This is a genomic window from Paenibacillus sp. FSL R5-0519 (genome assembly GCF_037974275.1).
Taxonomy (GTDB): Bacteria; Bacillota; Bacilli; order Paenibacillales; family Paenibacillaceae; genus Paenibacillus.
Map to the genome: position 1 here is coordinate 3,808,404 of NZ_CP150234.1, position 20,141 is coordinate 3,828,544.

Below are 20,141 nucleotides of genomic sequence, written 5' to 3' on the forward strand. Positions count from 1 at the left end.
TTGAACAACCTCTATTAACCTTTTACAGCACCTACCATTACGCCACTGATAAAGTACCGCTGCAACCATGGATACACCAGCAGGATCGGTAATGTTGAGAATATAACGCTGGCTGCTTTCAGACTCTCAGGCAAGACCTGAACGGCACCAATGCCTTCGTTCTGCATCAGTTCTGTAATCTGGTTTTGCTGAATCATCTGATACAATTTCAATTGTAACGGGTATAACTCAGGCTTGGTAATATACATGAGTGCATCCTGGAAACCATTCCAGCGTCCTACCGCGTAGAATAGGCTCAGTGTTGCCATAACCGGAAGGGATAGTGGCAAAATAATGCGCATCAGTGTTCCGAAGTGGCTGCTTCCATCAATGCCCGCCGCTTCTTCCAGACTCTCGGGAATACCTCGGAAGAAGGTAATGAGAATGATCATATAGAACGGACTAATTAATCCAGGCAGAATAAGCCCCCATGTGCTGTCAAGCAGATGAAGATTTTTGATCAGAATGTACTCGGGAATAATCCCCCCACTGAAGAACATCGTCACCACAATGACAAGCATGAACCACTTGCGCCCCTTCAGGTTACTCTTCGCCAGTGGGTATGCCGCTGCAATGGTCATCGCCATGCTTAGCACCGTACTCAGGACGGTCAGCCAAACGGTATAGATAAGAGAGCGAATCATCGATCCATCTGCAAATACTTTGCTATACGCCTCAAAGGACAACTCTTTGGGGAAAAAGGAAACTTCTCCTGAACCGATCGCCCGGTTCGAGCTGAGCGAGATCGCAATAATATGAATGAATGGTGCAAGACACAGCACCATCGTAATGATAATAAGAATGACGTTTACCGTGTTGAATATTCGATTCGCCGTGTTTTCAGACATCCCACTCACTCCTTACAGATCATATGTGAATCAAATCCACTACATAATGCTCTCATCGGTTAATTTCTTGGACGTATAGTTTGCTCCGAGTATGAAGACAAGTCCAACTAAGGCCTGGAACAAACCTACAGCTGTTGCGAGCGTGACCTGACCAGATTGTAAACCGACACGATAAACGAATGTGCTGAGCACATCTGAGTATTCACGTACAGCCACATTTCCGATAATAAACGGTCGGTCGAAGCCGATGGAGATCATGTTGCCGACATTGATGATCAATAAGGTAACAATCGTCGTTTTGATGCCGGGCAAGGAGATGTGCCAGATTCTGCGCAGTCGACTTGCTCCATCCACTTCTGCCGCTTCGTACAGTTCCCGGTTAATGCCTGTCAGGGATGCCAGATACAGAATCGTACCCCACCCTGCACTCTGCCACACGCCTACCGCAAGATACGTGAAGAGCCAATAGTTTTTGTCTGAGAGGAATGGCAATGGATCAAACCCCATGCTCATCAAGATATTGTTGATGAAACCGGACTGCGTTCCGAATACCTGAAGCACGATCCCTCCAATAATCACCCACGAGATAAAGTGTGGAATGTAGAGCAACGTCTGTGCCATCTTTTTGAACCAAGCCTTTTTCAGCTCGAATAATAAGATGGCCAGTATAAGCGGCGCCGGGAAGGAAACCAATAAATCCAGCATGTTTAATACCAACGTGTTGCGTAATGCCGTGTAGAACCCCTGATTTTGAAACACTTCTCTGAATACATCCAAGCCAATCCACTCACTACCAGAGATCCCTTGAAAGAAGTTAAAATCCTTGAACGCAATCTGCACACCATACATTGGCCCATACTTGAAAATAATGAAGTAGATCATGGGCAGTAGGAGCAACGCATATAGTTGCCAGTTTCTGCGGAAATAGATGCTTGTTTTCATAAACCTTCCCCCCATGTCATTCAGGATTCTTCATCAAGGCGATGTTGCCATCGCCCTAATGAAATCCCTGTTCTTTGTTGTCGTTCACATTAGATGTGTTCTCTACTCTGCTTATTTCATCGCTTTGTAAGCTTCTGTACGTTCATCCAGGATTGCTTGACCACCGCTCGCCATGTAATCCTTCATCATGCTGTCATATGTCGCTTCAAAGTCAGCCGGTTTGGAAATGGTTGTTTTCACGAAGAACTCCATAAACTTGTCTTTCAGGCCGTTACCGTAGCGCGCTTCTGCATCAATCGGTTTGGAGAAGCGTACTGGCTGAATCGTGTCCGTGTTGGAAATGGCTACCGACTTGCGCATATCATCCCGATACTTCGATTCTACCTGTACGACATAAGCCTCTTCATTTTTCTTGTCATCCCCAACGTATTTACCATTGACGATAATGGCAATGTCACCGGAATTATAGATACGACCTGCGATTTCAGGAGAAGCATCATCTTTGATCAGTGGCACACCGTCCACAAGCTCATAGTTCTCATTTTCAACACCAAATTGCAGGTCGAACAAGTTGTTGTCAGAAGCCATCCAATCCAGGTACTTCATCGCTGCTTCCGCATTTTTGCTTGATTTTGGAATCATGACATACATCGCATTGGGAGCATATGCTGGTTTGGCGAATTTGCCTTCGGAGTTTTTGAATGCATCAATCGGTGTGATCACTGCACCTGGTTGATTGGTTTGCAGGTTTTTGTACGTACCAGAGATGTAAATCTCCCCTGCATCCTCAGTGTAGAATCCAACTTTGCCGTTAGATACATCTTCCCACAGCTTTTTCTTGTCTTTGTCGAGTCCAAAGTCCTTGCTCATCAAACCTTCATTATAAAGTGTGTTCATATATTTCAAGGCGTCCTTGAAACCCGGCAACAACGTTGGATAGTCATTGGAACCCAGTTGTTGTGTTAATGTATATTTTTGTTCTTCCGTCAGCGGTTCAATGAATGACCAGATCAGAGGTTCATATTGAGCCGAAGCAATGGACATCCCCATTGGGATAAGTCCTGTGCCCACCTTACCCGGATCTTTTTCCTTAAAGGCCTTCAATGTTGTATGCAACTCCTCAGCTGTCTCAGGTGAAGGCAGTCCGAGTGCGTCCAGCCAGTCCTGACGAACATAGGATGCGTACTTGCCAAGTACAAGACGTTTACCTGGAACCGCGAACTGTTGCCCATCGTATTGACCGTAGGCCAGTGTTTCATCACCCAGGAACTTCTTCAGGTTAGGGCCGCTTTGATTGAGCAGATCGGTAAGTTCAGTCAGACCTCCTTGCTCTGCATACCGGTTGAATGTTCCTGAGTCGTAGGTAAATACGATATCAGGTACTTCAGAGCCACTCGCCATCAGAACGTTAAGCTTCTGTACTTCCTCCGAGCGAGGTACCGGAACAAACTGAACATCGATGTTGTTTGGATCACCAAACTTCTCTTGAATGAAGCGAGTCAGATAACTGTCTGAAATGGTGTAGCCCGCCGGAGTATTTCCCCGGTCGAAGATTTCTACTTTCAAAGTCGTTTTTTCCCCCGAACCTGATTCTCCGGATGAAGATGCAGATTCGCTTCCTGATGAACATGCGGATAATAATAGAGTGAATGCTGTTACCACTGCGAGGATTGAACTTGCCTTGCCTGCCTTACGTCTTTGAAATAATCTCATTTGACCTTTCCCCTTTCGCACACACTCTGATATGGATTCACATGATTGCCACTCCACTTGGTTCGTGCATTTCGTTGCACCTGTGAATGTCACTAATCATTACATATGAATTCGACATTAGACAATAAACTATTTTCAAAATGTAAAAATGACGTTTTTTTAGTTAAAAACCGCGATATATAAACATATTTCCTGACAATATACAATTTTCACGCCTCTTATGTAAACTATAATAACACAATATGTCGCATTCCGTTGGATTCTCATACGCTATCTAGCATCGCCCAGCTTGCAATAATCCATTTTCCATTGAATCTTTCTTCAAAAGAAAGAAAAAGAGACCACATCTTATGTGATCTCCTTGTTTAACAACACTTGTAGAACGATTGAACTCACTAATTCCTCGGCGGAAGATTAAACTTCACTTGACCAAACAACGTATCGTTGGCATTTCCCGCAAATTGATCGATAACATGTTCGTTGCTCGTGTCCGTATGTTCCAGGATCAATACATTATACTTCTCATCATAATGCATACCGCCCAAAATAAATCGTACTGGAATGTTCAGAGCTGCCCCTGCCTTCGAAATGGCCTGAATAAGTTCGGATTCATGCCTTTGTTGACTTGTTGTGTAGGTACCAACAGGTAGCGTTATCGTATATGACGAGTTATCTACATTAAATGTAAATGTGTTATTGCTTGCTGTGATGGTAACCCGTTTACTGATATCTACCGATCCCCACACTTGCTGTCCGTATTTGTACATCATCTTCAACTCCTGCCCTATAAATTAATGGATTGTCATAATGTTAGTATAGGACACTCGTAAAATTCCTTAACCCACCACCTACACTGGCCCAAGATCGTGGTTGAGCATCCAAAAAATCTCCTGCAGAGGGCGATAAGGTACGAACCTTATTCCCTCATACAGGAGATTTCATAGATATCTCTAAGATTATTGGATTTCACCCGCTAACGGGTGTTCTAACACGACCAATATCATTATTGATCCCCTTGTTTTCCACTCTGCTTGCGGTAGTCCCCTGGTGTCACGCCCATAATCCGTTTAAATACTCTGCCGAAGGAGATGGCATTGGCATAACCCACTTGCAGAGCAATATCCTGAACAGCCATATCGGATGCTGACAACAAACGGCAGGCCTTTTCGACCCTCAGTTTCACCAGAAAATCAACAAACTTCATCTCGAACTCTTCCTTGAACAAATAACTCGCATATTTACCAGAAATCTGGAACCGATCGCTTAGATGTTTTAGAGACAGATCCGGATCATCAAAATGTTCTTCAATATAAATCCGCAGCTCGTTAATCATTGCGCGATGACTTTTCGTTTCATTCACAGACACATAATTGCGATAGACCTCTTTCAACCATTCCTGCAAAATGTCCTGAATTCCCTCCAGTGTCTCTACCTGTTGGATATCACTGCGAAGACGTGTCAGAATTCCCTCGGCAAATTGGCTCTGTAACCGTTCAGACAGCTCTCCGAATTCACGGGACAACATCTGAATTAACGCCTGCAGTAACATGCGAATATCGTTATCCGTAATCTGATCTTCGCTGAACGCAACAAACATCTGATCCAGTTGTGTCCGCCAGCCATCACCAGTAAGCCTGAATTCACGGACAAAATCCGCGAGCATCTGCAAGTACTTATACGATTGAAGCTCAATACGATCCGGCAGTTGCTCACTGAGAACGATCGCATCTTTACCAAGGGTAAGTCTATGCTGCAACCCCGCATCGGCACTCGCATAGGATCGAGTAATCTCCTCCCAGCCCGATACGGTTCGTCCAATCCCGAAGGTAAACCGGAGGCGGAAGTTTTCCGCAATCCACATATGCATCTGCTTAGCCAGATCCATAAGCAATTCACGGTCCAGTCCTTCCTGCTCATCCGATGCAATCACCACAATAAGCCTTCGGTTTCCAAACCATTCAGCCCAACCGCCGAATTGGGTCTCGTTCTGCACAAGTTCTTCCACAACATTCATAAGCGCAATCTTCAGAATATTCTGATTGGTCGAGAGGTCGTCACCATTCATCTCCGCAATCAGGACAGCCACACTCTTCGGTTCCATGAAACGTTCCTCTAGCGGTTGCAGATGGCGAAGTCGCTGACGGAACGAATCCATGCGTTCCCCTTCCATCAGATCAACAAGTAATTGTCTGCGATGAATCAGCAAGTTTTCATGATGCTGTTTCTCATAATCAACCGTCTGAGCAATCAGATGTTCGAGCGCACGGTCGATGAGAGCCAGTTCATCCTTAACGGATGGAGCTGCTTCATCCTCCTCGGCACGTGGCTGTAACGCCTGAATTCGATTCATGATGAGCTGGATGGGCCGCGTATTTCTGCGCGTAATGTAGATCAGTCCCGCCACTGCGCCAACAATCGTTAACAGTCCAATGCCAATCCACACATAAGAGACAAGCGATACCCATGAATAGAGTTGCCCGGATTGAATGCCGCTCTCGAAGACCAGACCAAGTTTGTCGGAAGACACATGATTAAGGATTTCACCTGCTGAAGGATCCATTTGATGCGCTGTATAGATCAGATTGTCGCTCTTGTCCCGTACCTGAAGAACGGATAACTTTTCATTCGTCATGTTATCAATCTGCCGTTCGACTGCATACATGCGGATTGTTATGACGAGCAGACCTTCTCCGCCCCACGGTAAAGGAAGCCACTTATTCATGCTAATCACCTGTGAAGGTACGTCAAAAGAACGTTCCTTGTATTCACGTGGCAGGTTCCAACCGAGGTTCTCCCGATCTTTCAAGGCTTGTTCAATATAGGCACGATCTTCGAAATCTTCCAAGCGCATCATGCCTCTCGGCGTAAGAATCTGGGAATCCGACATGCGATAGAGATAAATGGATTGAATCATATCCTGCTGATCCAACATACGTCCCAGTCCACTTGCCGCATCATAGATGAACTGACTCGACAATTGTCCCTGTCCGGCCTCCAAAAAACGACTGTATGTCTTGTTCGCACCAATGTCTTCAAGCAACCGGAGTTCGATATCGCTTAGCGAGCGTTCCAGTGTATCCACGATATAACGGGTGGAGATCATGTCTGCTTTTTGCGTTTCGTTACGTGAGAGTTCGTTGACAATCAGGAAGGAGAGAAAGATCAGAATGGAAATCGTAAGCAGAAAAATAGGAAAATAGGAATACAGCAACTTGGTGTGCCAATTCCGCTTCAGATTTACTCTCATAGGCTCCAACTCCTTCCATCGCTATTCTAATGAGTATGATCTTCTTTCATCTTTGGCTTGTCTGCTGACGATATACAGAATCACCGATCCTAATGCTGCACTAATCGTACAAGCCAGATACATCAGTGATGGACCGCCGGAATCGAGCAAATATCCATTAAGCATATTACCAACAATTCCGCCCAGGCCGGCAAACACCATGTTAAATAAACTTTGTCCCGTGGCCTGCATTTCCCGTCCCGTAACCGAAGCCACATATTCCACTGCTGCGATATAGAAGAATCCGAAGGACAACCCATGCAGTACCTGAACGCCAATCATTACCTCAGGCGTTGGCCATAGCCATTGTATTCCCCAACGTAACATATACGCACCGGCTGCAAGCAACATCGTGCGTTCATGTCCCCATTTTCGGAGTACGAATGCCGCTGCCAACATGGATGGAACATTGGTGATTGATGCAAGCAATAGCGCTGTACCTGTCATCTTCACAGAACCGCCAGCCATCTGAAATGAAATAACAAAAAAGGAGTTAAACGCAGTGAGCGTTTGGTTAACCAGGAAACAACCTGTTAGAAATAGAAGGAATGTCCGGTTTCGGAGCAATCTTGCCAAACCTACGGAGAAGGTTACCGAGGACGAGGATATGCTCGTCTGCCGGGGGAGTGTGCTTGCCAGTATGGCGCTCAGAACGTTAAACATCAGAAACGGCAGCCATAACATGTGAATGGAAAACTGAGAGAGATACATCCCTGCTGCAAATCCACCAACTCCGGTTCCTATGCTCCCGAAGAGTCGGATCATGCCATATGAGGTGTTGGCTGCTCTCGCGGCGGTAACCGCATAGGAGTCAGCCACAGGTATTTGTGTCACTTGGAATATAGTGCATAAAGTATAAATCAATATTAATATAATGTACACTTGAATATTGTAGAAGTACGCTAACGATGCAGGAACGAGCAGGCTAATTATCAGTACGAACCGTGTCTTTTTGAATTTATCTACCAGAATTCCCCATATAGGTTGAAGAATAATAGATACAAGTGTGCCAAACGCCATGATAAATCCGGTTTCTTTACTGGAAAAACCTTGTGCAACCAAAATGGGATTAATGTACGGGTTAAACATCCCCCCGGCAAGTCCCATAAACAGATACAGGCCCTGTAATTTGAGTAAAACACGTCTTGCATCATTGGAATCGGCTTTTGTTTTCTCTGTGTAAGCCTTCATATGTCTGCTTCTCATCCGGATCTCCATCCTTTAATTCTGTAGTGGCTTCGCCAATTCTCTATTGATACGTCCGCGCTAGTCTCGACCTGATTGCAGCCAATGCCCCGATTGCTCCTGCTCTATTACCAAGTTCAGCTACAGCTAAACGTGCAGGCAGAACGGTGTAACGATCGAGGCGTGTACGCACTTCATTTAGATAATAGGATGGGTTGGATGCTGCCACACCACCACCGATTACAATCATGGAAGGATTAAGTAAGGCCGTAATATTTGCCAGTCCTCTAGCCATATAACGCATAGGCAGTTCCAGAATCTCAAGTGCAGCAACATCACCTGATTCGGCCGCTTTGAAGACATGTCTGGCTTCAATCTGTCCCGCTTCCCCTCCTGCCAGACTCATGATAAGGGATAAGGAACTTCCTTTTCCATCTGCAAAATAACGTCTCGCCTGTTCGGTAATTCCCGTACCTGAAGTCGCTTGCTCAAATACACCAAAGGAATCCGCATCCGCAACATAACCCGTATGAAGTCCTTCATCTCCTGCAATGAAATGCCCAATCTCACCTGCTGCTCCATTTTGTCCGCTATAGAGTTGCCCATTCAGGATAAGAGCAGCTCCAATACCTGTTCCAACCGTGACCATTACACAATGTTGATGTCCTTGTGCTGCCCCTTGATCATACTCTCCCATTGCAGCCATATTCACATCATTATCCAACATGATATTTCCGCTGTAATACTTCGCAATCACAGAGCGAATATCTTGCTCAGGCCACTGAAAAGCCGGAGCACTTCGCAGTACTCCCTCATCTTGCAGAATCACACCAGGGAATCCCAAGCCTGCACCAGAAAGTTGATCCAGACGGCATCCAACCTCGCGGCAGAACGTGCCTAATTCAGCGAATAACCATCGAAAAAACTCATCCGGTTGATCACTGGCACGCGTAGGCAAGATACGTTCATGAACTTTGCTTCCAGCCTGTCGTGATGACAAAAGCATCAATGTTTTGGTGCCTCCAATATCAATACCTGCAATCCAACCGGATAGATCACCTCCAACCTTACCATCCTGATTGGACTGGTTATCATTCCTTACGTTTTTCAAGAATTCTGTCATCCCGTTTCCCTCCTCAGATATTGTGTATCCAATCTCTTATTCCAACGCTTCCTGCTGAAGGTTCAGCATCGTTTGTTGTATGGCCACATGCACTGCGCCAGTGACAACAGCCTGCTCACCAAGCTTGGAGCAGATTAGCTGTGGTTCCACCGGGAATTGCTCAGATATGACCTGTCTCAGTAAAGGCAATAATACATCGCCGTTCCCTCCTACGCCCCCGCCAAGCACAATAAGATCTGGAGCAAGCACAACGCTAATATGACGCAGAGCTGAAGCAATCATCTGGCTGTATTGTTGTAGAATGTCTAACGCCTCTACTTCTCCACTGCGTGCAGCTTCAAATAACTTCTCGGGAGTCAGGTATCTGTGAAGATCATCTGCAACTATATGTACTTTTCCACCCACATCCGCGTCCATATCAGAACCAGCAACTTCCATTAGTTCATCATGCGGATTAAAGTGAAGATCCACCAGTTGCATCAGACCATCAGCTGATAACACTTCCTCCAGACGTCGACCATCCTCCATCAGCATCTCTGCAATCTCTCCAGTTAAGCCACCAAGACCTCTCAGCAGTTGGCCATGTACCATAATGCCAGCGCCCGTCCCTGTACCGATGGAGAAAAAAACAAACAAGTTACAACCTGCTGCTGCACCACTTCGATACTCCCCAAGCGCCGCAAGATTCACATCATTTTCCAGAATCACTTCACAGGGAAAAGCGCCTGACAACGACTCTAGAGAGAATGCTTGTTCCAGACCGACTAACGGGTCCACGATACGTTGGATACGTCCTGAATCAGGCAAGACTACGCCCGGTATACCGAACCCGATGCACTGAATCTGATCCCAGTTCAGATGATTCTCATCAAGCAATTCATTCAGATGGCCTCGAAGAAGTTCCAGCATCGTCGCTTCCGCTCGGTCCTGACCTTCTTGGACAACCATGGGATGTGTTCGATAGGCAATGATTTCTCCAGTCAGATCGGATAATGCGATCCGAATACGTGTTGCGCCGATATCTATACCACAGACATAATAAGCCGTTTCATTGAAACGGATGAGGGTTGCTTTGCGACCCTGAGCATTGTCAGCTCTCCCCATTTCCTTCACCAGATTACGGTCAATCAGATGTTCTACAGCCAACGACACCGTTGGTTTACTAAGTCCGGTCTGACGGCTGATATCCGCTCTAGACATGGTTCCCTGAGTTATCAGGGCATCCATAATGAGGTTTTCATTCAGATTACGGATATATTGCGGTGTGCCAGCCATGCGATCGCCTCCTTTAATAGTTAGTTAAGTTTATTAACAAATTAATTAAATTTAATATATCATCGTGATTGATGGGTGTACAGCTTTTTGTCTTTTACTCTTTTACTAGAAAGAACCACGCCTTAACTAGTAACACAAAAGCCTAATAAAGGAATTATTATACAATAATAGACGTTTATACATTACCGATGCATTGCCCTGTTCATACAATACCTTATCACAATCAGGGAGGGTTCAATATGTACAGAAAGCATAAACGTTGTCACCCAAAACCAAAGTGTTTTTACAAAAAAATCACGAAAACTTGTGTTACCAAAGTTAAATATGTCCCAGTAAAGTGTAAAAAACACTGTCATGTCACCGTTGAATACTGTCCAGTCAAAAAAAGAAGACATTATTAATCTTCTTTTGCCCTTCTCTATTGAGAAGGGTTCTTTCTTTTAGAACTAGATTAATCCCTGGTTCAATTAACCTATCAAAAAAGTTGCGGTTATATTTCACCGCAACTCCCTTCTTTCCTATATACCTAATACATATATACCTTATTACTTAAGTTTTGGAAAGTTCGATAAATCCTTCCCCAAATACATCACGCACGTCATGAATGGTGATAAAAGCAATCTCATCTTCCGCTCGTACAATCTTCTTCAGCATGGAAACTTCCTGCTTGCTAATGACAATGTAGAGGATCTCTTTCTTATTTTTCGTGTAATACCCATGACCGGATAACACGGTTACACCGCGGTCCATCTTCTCAATCACTTGCTTGGCAATCTCATCCTGTTTGGAGGAGATGATCATAACCGCCTTTTTCGGATTGAGTCCTTCAATAATGAACTCCATCGTTTTGGTACCCACGAACAGCAAGACAATCGTACACATCAGACCTTGCGGCCCTATAATGAAGAAAGATGAGAATGCCACAATCAGATCAAAGAATAATAATCCATAACTGATGTTCCAATCCAAATATTTATTGGCAAGCCGTGCCAAGATAACGGTTCCGGCTGTTGTTCCCCCCACTCTAACAATCAAGCCGATCCCAAGACCGGCAAATAATCCACCAAATATCGTATTAATCCACAGCTCATGCGAGTCAATGGTCCAGCTCTCTGTCAGATGCAGGAACAATGAATTGAATACAACCGCAATAATCGTATACACCGTAGTCGTTTTATCTAGAAACCGGTATCCCACAATTAACAAAATACCGTTCAGGATCAGGTTCATCAGTCCTGGTGACCATTCAAACAGGTAATACAAAATAATCGTTATACCCGTTACCCCGCCTTCAGCCAAATCGTTCGGGATGACGAACAGGTTCACCGCCAGCGCAAACAGAAATGCACCTGCCATAATAAATAGAATATCCGTAATTCGTTTCTTCATTAAGCATTCCATCCAATCCATCAGAAATCAACCTAATCGACCCGTCTCATAAGTTGTCATAATCACTCAAGGATAGATTTTACCATGCTCACAACAAAAATTGTATACATAATACAAATTGTTGCGTAATTTGTGCAAAGGAATTTGTAAAAACGTCCTCTTTAGACTTCCTCCAAGCCTTTCAGCATCATACACCCATGACAAATGTCATGGTCCATCATTGATATTCATCATTACAGAGGGCTGACGTTTATGACTTACTGTCATGATCCGATTGTTTTACAATGATAAAAACGCTTCCTAGAGGAAAGTCTTACCGGGAAACGTCAAGTTGTAGCTGATACAGTTATAACGATTGAAGGAGGACACACGTCAATGAGTAGAAATAAAGAAATGGCGCTAAAAAAGGAAGTCACCCCTTACGAAAAAAATGATCTCAGATTAAGTATCCGACAGTTAATCAATACATTGCTTCCGCTCTTCCTGCTATGGGCTGCGGCTTACTTTAGCTTATCAGTATCCTACTGGCTGACCTTCCCGATTGCCTTGGTGGCATCCGGATTTGTACTACGAACATTCATTATCTTCCATGACTGCTGTCATGGTTCATTCTTCAAGAGCAAACGTGCCAATGATATCCTCGGTACCATTACTGGTGTATTAACAGTGACACCCTATCAGCAGTGGAAAAATGAGCATTCCATCCATCACGCGACAAGCAGTAATCTTGACAAACGTGGTGTTGGTGATATCTGGGTTATGACGGTTGACGAATACAAAGAAGCTTCTCCTTGGGGACGCCTCTTCTATCGGATTTATCGTAATCCGTTCGTATTGTTTTGTATCGGACCTATCTACGTGTTTCTGTTGGCTTACCGTTTCAACCGCAAAGGTGCAAGACGTAAAGAACGCATCAATACACATCTGACTACAGCATTAATCGTAGTGCTCTATGCATTCATGTCCTGGTTAGTCGGATGGCAGGCTTTTGTAATGGTGCAGGCACCTATCTTCTTCTTCTCCGGTTTCTTTGGGATCTGGCTGTTCTACGTGCAGCATCAGTTTGAAGAGACGTATTTTGAACATGAAGATGAATGGAGTTATGTAAAAGCGGCTGTTGAAGGTAGTTCTTATTACAAATTGCCAAAATTATTGCAATGGATCAGTGGTAATATCGGGTTTCACCATGTGCATCACTTGAGCCCGCGTGTGCCTAACTATTTCTTGGAAGAAGCACATAATGCAACACCACCCTTGCAAAAAGCAACTACCATTACACTGCGTTCAAGTTTGGTTGCCCTGCGCTTCCGTCTGTGGGATGAAGATTCTAAACAGTTCATTAGCTTTAGACAGCTCAAAAATCTATCCCGCAAACCTTATGTTCAACCAACTATCCGTGTAACGAATCCAGCGGGTCTGACAGAGAAGCCTTAACTCTGTCGGATTCGTTTTCTTGTGTTCAAGCCATAGTCATGCTACAGTCATGCTACGGTTGAGTACAAGTGCAAGGAGGAGAATCATATTCAGAAGTGGATGCAGATTTTTTATAAAAATACAGGGTTAAATCCTTATGTATGGCTTGTCTTTTTCATCCTGCCCTTCTATTACATTTCACAATATTCCAAATTATGGACGATGGTAACCGGCATTGTAATCATTCTCGTTTTCTTCGTATGTTATCTGCTCGCCTTCATCACCAAGGGATGGCAGGTATACATGTGGATTGGATTGCTCATTGCCATATCCATTACGATGACGATCGCCTATGATTATGCCTACTTCTCGTTGTTTCTTGCTTTTTTTATTGGGAATATTAAAAATAAAGCCGGTTTCTTCACCCTCTACTCGGTGAACTTGGGAGCCAGTTTCCTAACCATTAACTATGGCTTTATCAATCAAAGTTCATTATTGGTGAGTCAGTTCCCGTTTGTATTCATCAGCTTAATGGCCTCCATCCTGCTTCCAATCAGTACGTATAACAAAAACAAGACTGAACAATTGGAAGGCCAGTTGGAGAATGCGAACAAGCGACTTGATGATCTCGTAAAAATGGAAGAGCGCCAGCGTATTGCTCGTGACCTGCACGATACACTTGGACAGAAGCTCTCTCTGATCGGTCTGAAAACCGATCTGGCGAGACGGCTGCTCCGCAATAATCCCGATCAGGCTGAGATCGAATTGAACGACCTCAGACAAACGGCAAGCACAGCTCTGAAGGAAGTCCGGGAAATGGTCACTACCATGCGTGGTACACAATTGGTCGATGAACTGTTCCGGGCGGAGCAGATTCTGAAGGCCGCTTCGATTGAATTTGTGCTAGAAGGCAATCCGAAGTTACAAGATACATCACAATTAAATGAAAATGTGCTTGGCATGTGCTTGAAAGAAGCTGTTACCAATGTGGTCAAACATAGTCAGGCAACAGCATGTACCATCGTTATTGAGGAAACCCTCGCCAATAATGTACTCACGGTACAAGACAACGGCGTCGGAATAGAACGATCACACAAACAGGAACGGCGAGGAACAGGAATTTTGGGTATGAAAGAACGACTTGAATTTGTGAACGGGTGTCTGGATATTCGATCTGATACTGACAACCAGGGTACAGAGATTATTATTCATGTTCCCAAACTCGTCCGCAAACCGATAAAGGAGGCAGAATCATGATTAGAATTGTAATCGCAGAAGATCAGCGCATGATGCTCGGTGCCTTGTCTTCCCTTCTTAATCTGGAGGAAGATATGGAAGTTGTCGGACGTGCCAGTAACGGTCAGGAAGCCCTCGACCTTGTACAGGAACTTACACCCGACATCTGTCTGATGGATATCGAAATGCCCGTGAAAAGTGGCCTTGAAGCCGCAGAAGAGCTCAAAGGAATGAACTCCAAAGTCATTATCCTGACCACTTTTGCCCGGACCGGATATTTCGAACGAGCTCTCAAGGGTGGTGTCCGTGGTTACCTGCTCAAGGACAGTCCAATTGAAGAACTTGCTGAGGCGATCCGCCAAGTTATGAATGGCAGACGCATCTTCGCTCCCGACTTGGTCGATGAGGCTTATGTCGAAGAGAATCCTCTGACGGAACGGGAAAATGCTGTTCTCGGCCTCATGGCTGATGGGAAGAACACCAAGGAAATCGCCGGGCATCTGTTCATCACGACGGGTACGGTGCGTAACTACATCTCCATAATTCTCAACAAGTTAAATGCCAGTAACCGCATTGAGGCCATCACTCGCTCTAAGGAAAAAGGGTGGTTCAAATGAAAGTACCGCTTTAACCCATTGAAACAAAAATAAGTATGTGCCCCGGCTGCATAAGCCGCAATAATTTTTCACACGTTGCCATAACATGCTACAACTAAAAGAGCTTGGCCCAGAAACCAATCTGGACCAAGCTCTTTTAGTTTATTACAACCATCCAATACGTGTCTCTTCTACAACTCAGAATATCCATTAAATCCTCAAGATTTCACAGATACAGTCATGCCAAGAGCTTCCAGTGGTACTTGATCAGTCTTAAGCTGATGAATTTTATGGCCGTCCTGCCATGAGATCGTTACATGGATAGACTTTCCACCACTTGGATATTCAACCTGGATATACCCTTTATCTTTGGGGACAGGCAATGTATGTGACTCCAGGTACTCCACCATTTTTTTCGCTATGCCCGGATTATTCATTTCATCTTCGGAAACTGAACGAATCTGCAGCGTCCATCTGCCTTCTTGCCAAGTCAGATATTGACTGCCTGCGGCACCTTCACTCATGCCTTTGATGCCATGTCCCAGATCCACAGCCATATCTGCTGGAATATCTTTCAGATCCGTTTCAGGGAAAATTTCTGACTGGTTCGGGTCCTTATAGATCTTCACTTCATAGGAAGCCAGTACAGGTATCTTACTATCAGACGCAGTTAAAGATTGATCATTAACAGCAACAGACTGAGTGGTCGCGTAGAAGTTCACTTTAAATGCATCAGCAGTATTGGACAGAATTGCCGCACCCAAAGATGTGCCCTTGTCCAATGTGAATGAAGTAGGTAACGCTGCATCCTCCATCTTCAACTGGTTGCGAACTTGCTTGATCACATCACTCACACCTGATTGACCTGTGGCAGTAGGGTTTCCGCCCGTCTGCGCTCCTGATGTTTCTACACTATCGGCTGTTCCCGTGTTCTCTTTGGTTCCTGTTTCATTTTCATTAGAGAAATCAGCACCACCGCTGCCAGTCTCGGTCTGCTCACCCACTGTTGTCGTTGGTGAAGTACTACTTTCTGATGATGCAGCATTCGAATCCGGTCCGCCACATCCTGCCAGTGCAAGTAAAACGGCTGTCGTTACCGGAATGGTCATCCATAATGATTGTTTCTTCATGATGTGTACCTCCTTCGTTTTAGCCAATGTGTTATCAGGCTCTATCTATCGTCCGATCGAATCGGAAAATTGAAAATATTAACGTTTGTCGTTCCAGAAGTTAACCGGCTGCACTTTCTTGCTTAATACTTCAAAACGATACCCTTCTGCCTTCAATGTTTTTAATACTTGTGGTAATACTTTCAGCGTTGCTTCCTGGTCGTGCATCAGCACAACCGGCGTTGTTCCGCTCTTTTGTACGGTGTGGATCTGCTTCATTACACTGTTATAGACTTTCTGGTGATCTTGCTTGTATTTCCAATCTTCCGAATCCACATTCCAATCCCATAGATGGAATCCACCCTGACCCAGCAGCACGTTACGGAATGCCGGTTTGAGATATGGTTTACTACCATATGGCGTCCGAACGAGACTTGTTTTAACTCCAGCAACCTTGTTCAGACTTACATTGGCCTGTTGCATCTCTTTCAAACCGCTATATGCGGATTTATAGAATTTGCTTGGAACATGACTCACACCATGCAGACCCAATCCATGCCCGTCAGCTACAATTCGTTTGGTAGCCTTCTGAAATTTCTCCATCTGAGGACCCAGCATGAAAAACGTAGCCTTCGCATTATACTGATCCAGAATATCCAGTAACTGACCCGTATGAGCGGTTGGCCCATCATCAAAAGTCAGATATATGATTTTGGCATTTGCTTTGCTTGCACGATCCTTCGATGAAACGGATTGGGCAGATACCGACTGCGGCAATAAGAGTGGAATGATTAGTAAAATAGCAAGTGTGACCATGATAGATTTGCGAATATGTAACATCATTAAAAAATCTCCCTTGTGTGTTATATTTCCCCGGGTGTCCATGTTGTCTACCTTCATCCCTTGGCGATTAATCTTAATACTATCAAAGGAATAGACTCCTGTTCTCGCTTCAAAGGCTACGGTAGAGTTACACTTTTGTCAGATAAACCTAAAATTTAATACGAATTTGATAGATTTGAACAAAATAAAGATCCCGTCAGGATAGATCAATTGTGACATATCCTTTATTACCCACATTCAGGATTTTGATAGACTTTTGCTCCAATTCAAGCGAATCAATACAAAAATAAAATAGCTATGTATGCAAAAAAAGCCTGCACAAGTGCAAGCTTTTTTCGTCTTCTTCAGCATATGGCATCAACCCGTCATCCCTTGCATGGAGACCTAACCCCTAATGCGTTGAGGGTGATTTCCTTACGCCGTATGTAAAAGTCTTTTGTTCTTGAAATCTTCTCGACTCCCTACGTACATTTATTCAGCGGGAGCAGTGAATGAACGTTTGCCAAATTCGGCATCCAGCATATAGAAGGCATTGCTGTCTTTTTCAATGCGGCGCAGCTTCTGAATAATGTTGTCGAACAAGGCTTCCTCTTCCACTTGCTCATCAATGAACCATTTCAGGAAATACATTGTCGCATGTTCACGTTCGTTTAAGGCGATGTCAGCCAGATTGTAGAATTTTTTCGTGTTCTGCTGTTCATGAGCATAACCATGCTCAAAGACATCCAGCATCGAAGCATATTCATTCTTCGGTTCTGGCAAAGCGGCTAATGTAGCACGGTGTCCACGATCATTCAGGAATTTGTATATTTTCATACCATGGAATCGCTCCTCTTCCGCTTGCACGATGAAGAAGTTCGCAAATCCATCCAGACTCTTGCTGGAACAATAGGCTGCCATAGCCAGATATACATGAGCGGAATAAAACTCGAAATTCATCTGTTCATTTAAAGATGCTGTTAACTCTTGGCTCATTATCCAAACACCTCTTTCTTTCTCTAGGGATGGTTATATTCTAACATAACGCCAGCAGGACTTACACCGATTTTCTACAAAATTCGCCAATGACTGAATGGTTGTCCTCCTATATAATTACATAGTCATTATCAGAATAATTCCAATCTGGAAGGTAGGCTAATACAAGAACATGAACACCTCTTCACAGCTCAAAAAAACAATCGGCATGCCGCAAGCCGTTGCGCTCTATGTAAGTGCAGTACTCGGTTCAGGTGTCCTGATTGTACCCGGACTGGCTGCTGAACTGGCCGGTCCAGCTTCGCTATTGGCTTGGGGCGGCATGGTCCTGCTAATTCTGCCACTCGCTTTATCCATGGGACTATTATCTGCCCGCTATCCCGATGCAGGTGGTGTATCCCATTTTGTTACCCTTGCTTTCGGACAACGTGCCGGAACAATCATTGGCTGGTTCTTTTTGATGTCGGTACCCATAGGAGCTCCTGTAGCAGCTCTGACGGGTGCAGGATATATGACGGCAGCGTTGGGGTTAGGTGAACATATCAGAATCCTTATTGCCGCCATAATGCTTGCGAGTGGATTGATCATTAATATCGTTGGCATGCAAGTTGCTGGTAAAGTACAGATTGGTGTCGTCATCGCTATTGTTGCCGTGCTGGTGATGGCCTTTGTACTGGCTCTTCCCAACATGGACTCCATCCATTACACCCCATTCATGCCGCATGGCTGGGTCAGCATCGGTCAAGCCGGAGCGATTCTGTTCTGGTGTTTTATTGGCTGGGAGGCGGTATCCCATCTTTCCGAAGAATTCACTGATCCTCGAAAAGCAGCCATTACAGGTGTGACTATCGCTGCGATTATTGTAGGTGTACTCTACTTCCTGACAGCCCTGGCTACCGTAGGCACGCAAAGTTATCTGCATGGCGGGGCCGATGTGTCCCTCGTATGGATCATTAGTCAACCCCTTGGTATCTGGGGTGCCTGGATCGCTGGACTGACTGGCATATTTATCTGTACAGCAACCGTCATTGCCTATGCCGGGGCAGCTTCAAGAGTTGGTTATGCACTCGCGAGACAAGGTGCTGCACCACGCTTAATGGCTCATCTGTCCAAGCGATTCCACACACCCGTAGCAGCAATTGGATTCTTGGGGATCTGCTTCATTCTGGTGCTAAGTGTCTATGCCAGCGGCATCGTATCACTTACAACACTGATTCAACTTCCCAATGCAACCTTTATCCTCACATATCTTGGGGGCTGTGCAGCAGGAATCCGATTATTGAAAGGAAGTCGAACCGGCGTGACCATCAGCTGGATTTCCTTTGTAGCCACAGCGATCGTATTCCCTTTTACCGGATGGGCGGTACTGTACCCGCTTCTTATTGTAATTCTCTATGGCTTGTTCAGCCGCAAACAACCATCCAAGATCTGAACGAAAAAAAAGCTCTGCCGTGATGGCAGAGCTTCTTTCATTCTTTAGAAATATGCAATTATACCAAGAACGCTTTGGAGATGATAACCAACAGGATGAACAGAACCAGAATGGCACCTACAGAAGTGAAACCTCCGTATCCGTAGCCTCTTGTTTCTCCACCTAATACTTCGCTCATTGACCGTACCTCCTCTGCAACAGGTATGGGTTATCTTATGCAGGAAGTACGACTTTGACAGGGCGGATGCCCTAATTATTCAGATTGCTGTTTTTTTTCGTTCAGTATCTGGGAGACTGCACCCGCATGATATCCATGAAAGGCACCTTCGCCGTGAACTCTTCTTCGGTATACTCTACATGCACGAGTCTTGTACGCGAGTCCATTTTGACAATGACGCCTTGCACCTGTTCTTCTTTCCCCCATACGGTCAATAGTACTTCCGAACGTTCACGAAAGGCTTCAACCAGTTGATTTCCCAACTCTTCAAGTTCAAACTCATCCCGTGTGGGTCTTTTTGCTACTTTTGCTTTTGCCAATGTGGCTGCCTCCTCTACTCCGACGTCCCGATTCCACGGGTTGATTGCCGAGTTCATATTCAATTAGTATACCATTCATTTACGTTCGTGTAATGTCATGGCATCCAAGAATCAGCAAAATCCTCAGGCATTTTAACTTTAAAATTACCGTTAAACGTATTTCCTCCTCTTCCTATGTGATATAATGTAAGCTTAGTTCT

At 44.8% G+C, this 20,141-nt stretch carries 18 protein-coding genes; 4 read left to right on the forward strand and 14 right to left on the reverse strand.

Annotated features, from left to right (window positions below; translation table 11 throughout):
• Positions 1–14 precede the first annotated feature (14 nt).
• From MKY73_RS16965 to MKY73_RS17005, 9 genes are all read right to left on the reverse strand, one after another.
• Positions 15–887, reverse strand: a complete 873-nt coding sequence (locus MKY73_RS16965; RefSeq protein WP_278295486.1) for a carbohydrate ABC transporter permease — start codon at positions 885–887, stop codon at positions 15–17.
• A 39-nt stretch (positions 888–926) separates the two neighbouring features.
• On the reverse strand, positions 927–1,829 hold the full coding sequence (locus MKY73_RS16970) for an ABC transporter permease subunit (protein ID WP_339302743.1): 903 nt from the start codon (positions 1,827–1,829) through the stop codon (positions 927–929).
• A gap of 111 nt (positions 1,830–1,940) precedes the next feature.
• A complete protein-coding gene (locus tag MKY73_RS16975) occupies positions 1,941–3,542 on the reverse strand; it encodes an extracellular solute-binding protein (protein ID WP_339242098.1) in 1,602 nt (533 codons plus the stop codon).
• Positions 3,543–3,937: 395 nt separating this feature from the next.
• Positions 3,938–4,312 (reverse strand): hypothetical protein, encoded by a 375-nt coding sequence (locus MKY73_RS16980; RefSeq protein WP_339302744.1) that lies wholly within the window; start codon positions 4,310–4,312, stop codon positions 3,938–3,940.
• Between the two features lie 233 nt (positions 4,313–4,545).
• Positions 4,546–6,789: a helix-turn-helix domain-containing protein gene (locus tag MKY73_RS16985; protein ID WP_339302745.1), complete on the reverse strand. Its 2,244-nt coding sequence runs from the start codon at positions 6,787–6,789 to the stop codon at positions 4,546–4,548.
• 21 nt (positions 6,790–6,810) lie between these two features.
• Positions 6,811–8,034 (reverse strand): MFS transporter, encoded by a 1,224-nt coding sequence (locus MKY73_RS16990; protein ID WP_339302746.1) that lies wholly within the window; start codon positions 8,032–8,034, stop codon positions 6,811–6,813.
• A gap of 43 nt (positions 8,035–8,077) precedes the next feature.
• Positions 8,078–9,136: an ROK family protein gene (locus tag MKY73_RS16995; protein ID WP_339302747.1), complete on the reverse strand. Its 1,059-nt coding sequence runs from the start codon at positions 9,134–9,136 to the stop codon at positions 8,078–8,080.
• Positions 9,137–9,172: 36 nt separating this feature from the next.
• Positions 9,173–10,411 (reverse strand): ROK family protein, encoded by a 1,239-nt coding sequence (locus MKY73_RS17000; protein WP_339302748.1) that lies wholly within the window; start codon positions 10,409–10,411, stop codon positions 9,173–9,175.
• Between the two features lie 549 nt (positions 10,412–10,960).
• On the reverse strand, positions 10,961–11,800 hold the full coding sequence (locus MKY73_RS17005; protein ID WP_339242091.1) for a YitT family protein: 840 nt from the start codon (positions 11,798–11,800) through the stop codon (positions 10,961–10,963).
• 375 nt (positions 11,801–12,175) lie between these two features.
• Here MKY73_RS17005 and MKY73_RS17010 point away from each other — a divergent pair, with 375 nt between their 5' ends.
• The 3 genes from MKY73_RS17010 (at position 12,176) to MKY73_RS17020 (ending at position 15,066) form a co-directional block, all read left to right on the forward strand.
• Positions 12,176–13,234, forward strand: a complete 1,059-nt coding sequence (locus MKY73_RS17010) for a fatty acid desaturase (protein ID WP_339302749.1) — start codon at positions 12,176–12,178, stop codon at positions 13,232–13,234.
• Between the two features lie 87 nt (positions 13,235–13,321).
• Positions 13,322–14,470 (forward strand): sensor histidine kinase, encoded by a 1,149-nt coding sequence (locus MKY73_RS17015; RefSeq protein WP_339308643.1) that lies wholly within the window; start codon positions 13,322–13,324, stop codon positions 14,468–14,470.
• Positions 14,467–15,066 (forward strand): response regulator transcription factor, encoded by a 600-nt coding sequence (locus MKY73_RS17020; protein WP_339302750.1) that lies wholly within the window; start codon positions 14,467–14,469, stop codon positions 15,064–15,066. Before MKY73_RS17015 ends, MKY73_RS17020 begins: the two co-directional genes overlap by 4 nt.
• A gap of 197 nt (positions 15,067–15,263) precedes the next feature.
• Here MKY73_RS17020 and MKY73_RS17025 read toward each other — a convergent pair whose 3' ends face one another.
• The 3 genes from MKY73_RS17025 to MKY73_RS17035 form a co-directional block, all read right to left on the reverse strand.
• Entirely contained in the window at positions 15,264–16,175 is a 912-nt protein-coding gene (locus tag MKY73_RS17025; RefSeq protein WP_339302751.1) for a hypothetical protein, read from the reverse strand.
• A 78-nt stretch (positions 16,176–16,253) separates the two neighbouring features.
• Complete coding sequence (locus MKY73_RS17030) at positions 16,254–16,997, reverse strand: polysaccharide deacetylase family protein (RefSeq protein WP_339302752.1); 744 nt, start codon at positions 16,995–16,997, stop codon at positions 16,254–16,256.
• Positions 16,998–17,468: 471 nt separating this feature from the next.
• Positions 17,469–17,972, reverse strand: coding sequence for a ferritin (locus MKY73_RS17035; RefSeq protein WP_339242083.1), 504 nt, complete (start codon positions 17,970–17,972; stop codon positions 17,469–17,471).
• Positions 17,973–18,144: 172 nt separating this feature from the next.
• On the opposite strand from MKY73_RS17035, the gene MKY73_RS17040 reads away from it, so the two are divergent.
• Complete coding sequence (locus MKY73_RS17040; protein ID WP_339302753.1) at positions 18,145–19,404, forward strand: amino acid permease; 1,260 nt, start codon at positions 18,145–18,147, stop codon at positions 19,402–19,404.
• A gap of 58 nt (positions 19,405–19,462) precedes the next feature.
• Here the strand turns inward: MKY73_RS17040 and MKY73_RS17045 are convergent, their stop codons facing one another.
• A complete protein-coding gene (locus tag MKY73_RS17045) occupies positions 19,463–19,582 on the reverse strand; it encodes a hypothetical protein (protein ID WP_017688846.1) in 120 nt (39 codons plus the stop codon).
• A gap of 101 nt (positions 19,583–19,683) precedes the next feature.
• Positions 19,684–19,941: a YolD-like family protein gene (locus tag MKY73_RS17050; RefSeq protein WP_339302754.1), complete on the reverse strand. Its 258-nt coding sequence runs from the start codon at positions 19,939–19,941 to the stop codon at positions 19,684–19,686.
• Positions 19,942–20,141: the final 200 nt, after the last annotated feature.

What these genes read in the sequence shown, in the direction of transcription:
- MKY73_RS17020 (WP_339302750.1), top strand. Translation starts at nt 14,467, where the DNA reads ATGATTAGAATTGTAATCGCAGAAGATCAGCGCATGATGCTCGGTGCC.
- MKY73_RS16965 (WP_278295486.1), bottom strand. Translation starts at nt 887, where the DNA reads ATGTCTGAAAACACGGCGAATCGAATATTCAACACGGTAAACGTCATT.
- MKY73_RS16990 (WP_339302746.1), bottom strand. Translation starts at nt 8,034, where the DNA reads ATGAGAAGCAGACATATGAAGGCTTACACAGAGAAAACAAAAGCCGAT.
- MKY73_RS16980 (WP_339302744.1), bottom strand. Translation starts at nt 4,312, where the DNA reads ATGATGTACAAATACGGACAGCAAGTGTGGGGATCGGTAGATATCAGT.
- MKY73_RS16995 (WP_339302747.1), bottom strand. Translation starts at nt 9,136, where the DNA reads ATGACAGAATTCTTGAAAAACGTAAGGAATGATAACCAGTCCAATCAG.
- MKY73_RS17025 (WP_339302751.1), bottom strand. Translation starts at nt 16,175, where the DNA reads ATGAAGAAACAATCATTATGGATGACCATTCCGGTAACGACAGCCGTT.
- MKY73_RS16975 (WP_339242098.1), bottom strand. Translation starts at nt 3,542, where the DNA reads ATGAGATTATTTCAAAGACGTAAGGCAGGCAAGGCAAGTTCAATCCTC.
- MKY73_RS16985 (WP_339302745.1), bottom strand. Translation starts at nt 6,789, where the DNA reads ATGAGAGTAAATCTGAAGCGGAATTGGCACACCAAGTTGCTGTATTCC.
- MKY73_RS17000 (WP_339302748.1), bottom strand. Translation starts at nt 10,411, where the DNA reads ATGGCTGGCACACCGCAATATATCCGTAATCTGAATGAAAACCTCATT.
- MKY73_RS17030 (WP_339302752.1), bottom strand. Translation starts at nt 16,997, where the DNA reads ATGATGTTACATATTCGCAAATCTATCATGGTCACACTTGCTATTTTA.
- MKY73_RS17035 (WP_339242083.1), bottom strand. Translation starts at nt 17,972, where the DNA reads ATGAGCCAAGAGTTAACAGCATCTTTAAATGAACAGATGAATTTCGAG.
- MKY73_RS17010 (WP_339302749.1), top strand. Translation starts at nt 12,176, where the DNA reads ATGAGTAGAAATAAAGAAATGGCGCTAAAAAAGGAAGTCACCCCTTAC.
- MKY73_RS17005 (WP_339242091.1), bottom strand. Translation starts at nt 11,800, where the DNA reads ATGAAGAAACGAATTACGGATATTCTATTTATTATGGCAGGTGCATTT.
- MKY73_RS17040 (WP_339302753.1), top strand. Translation starts at nt 18,145, where the DNA reads ATGAACACCTCTTCACAGCTCAAAAAAACAATCGGCATGCCGCAAGCC.
- MKY73_RS16970 (WP_339302743.1), bottom strand. Translation starts at nt 1,829, where the DNA reads ATGAAAACAAGCATCTATTTCCGCAGAAACTGGCAACTATATGCGTTG.
- MKY73_RS17045 (WP_017688846.1), bottom strand. Translation starts at nt 19,582, where the DNA reads ATGAGCGAAGTATTAGGTGGAGAAACAAGAGGCTACGGATACGGAGGT.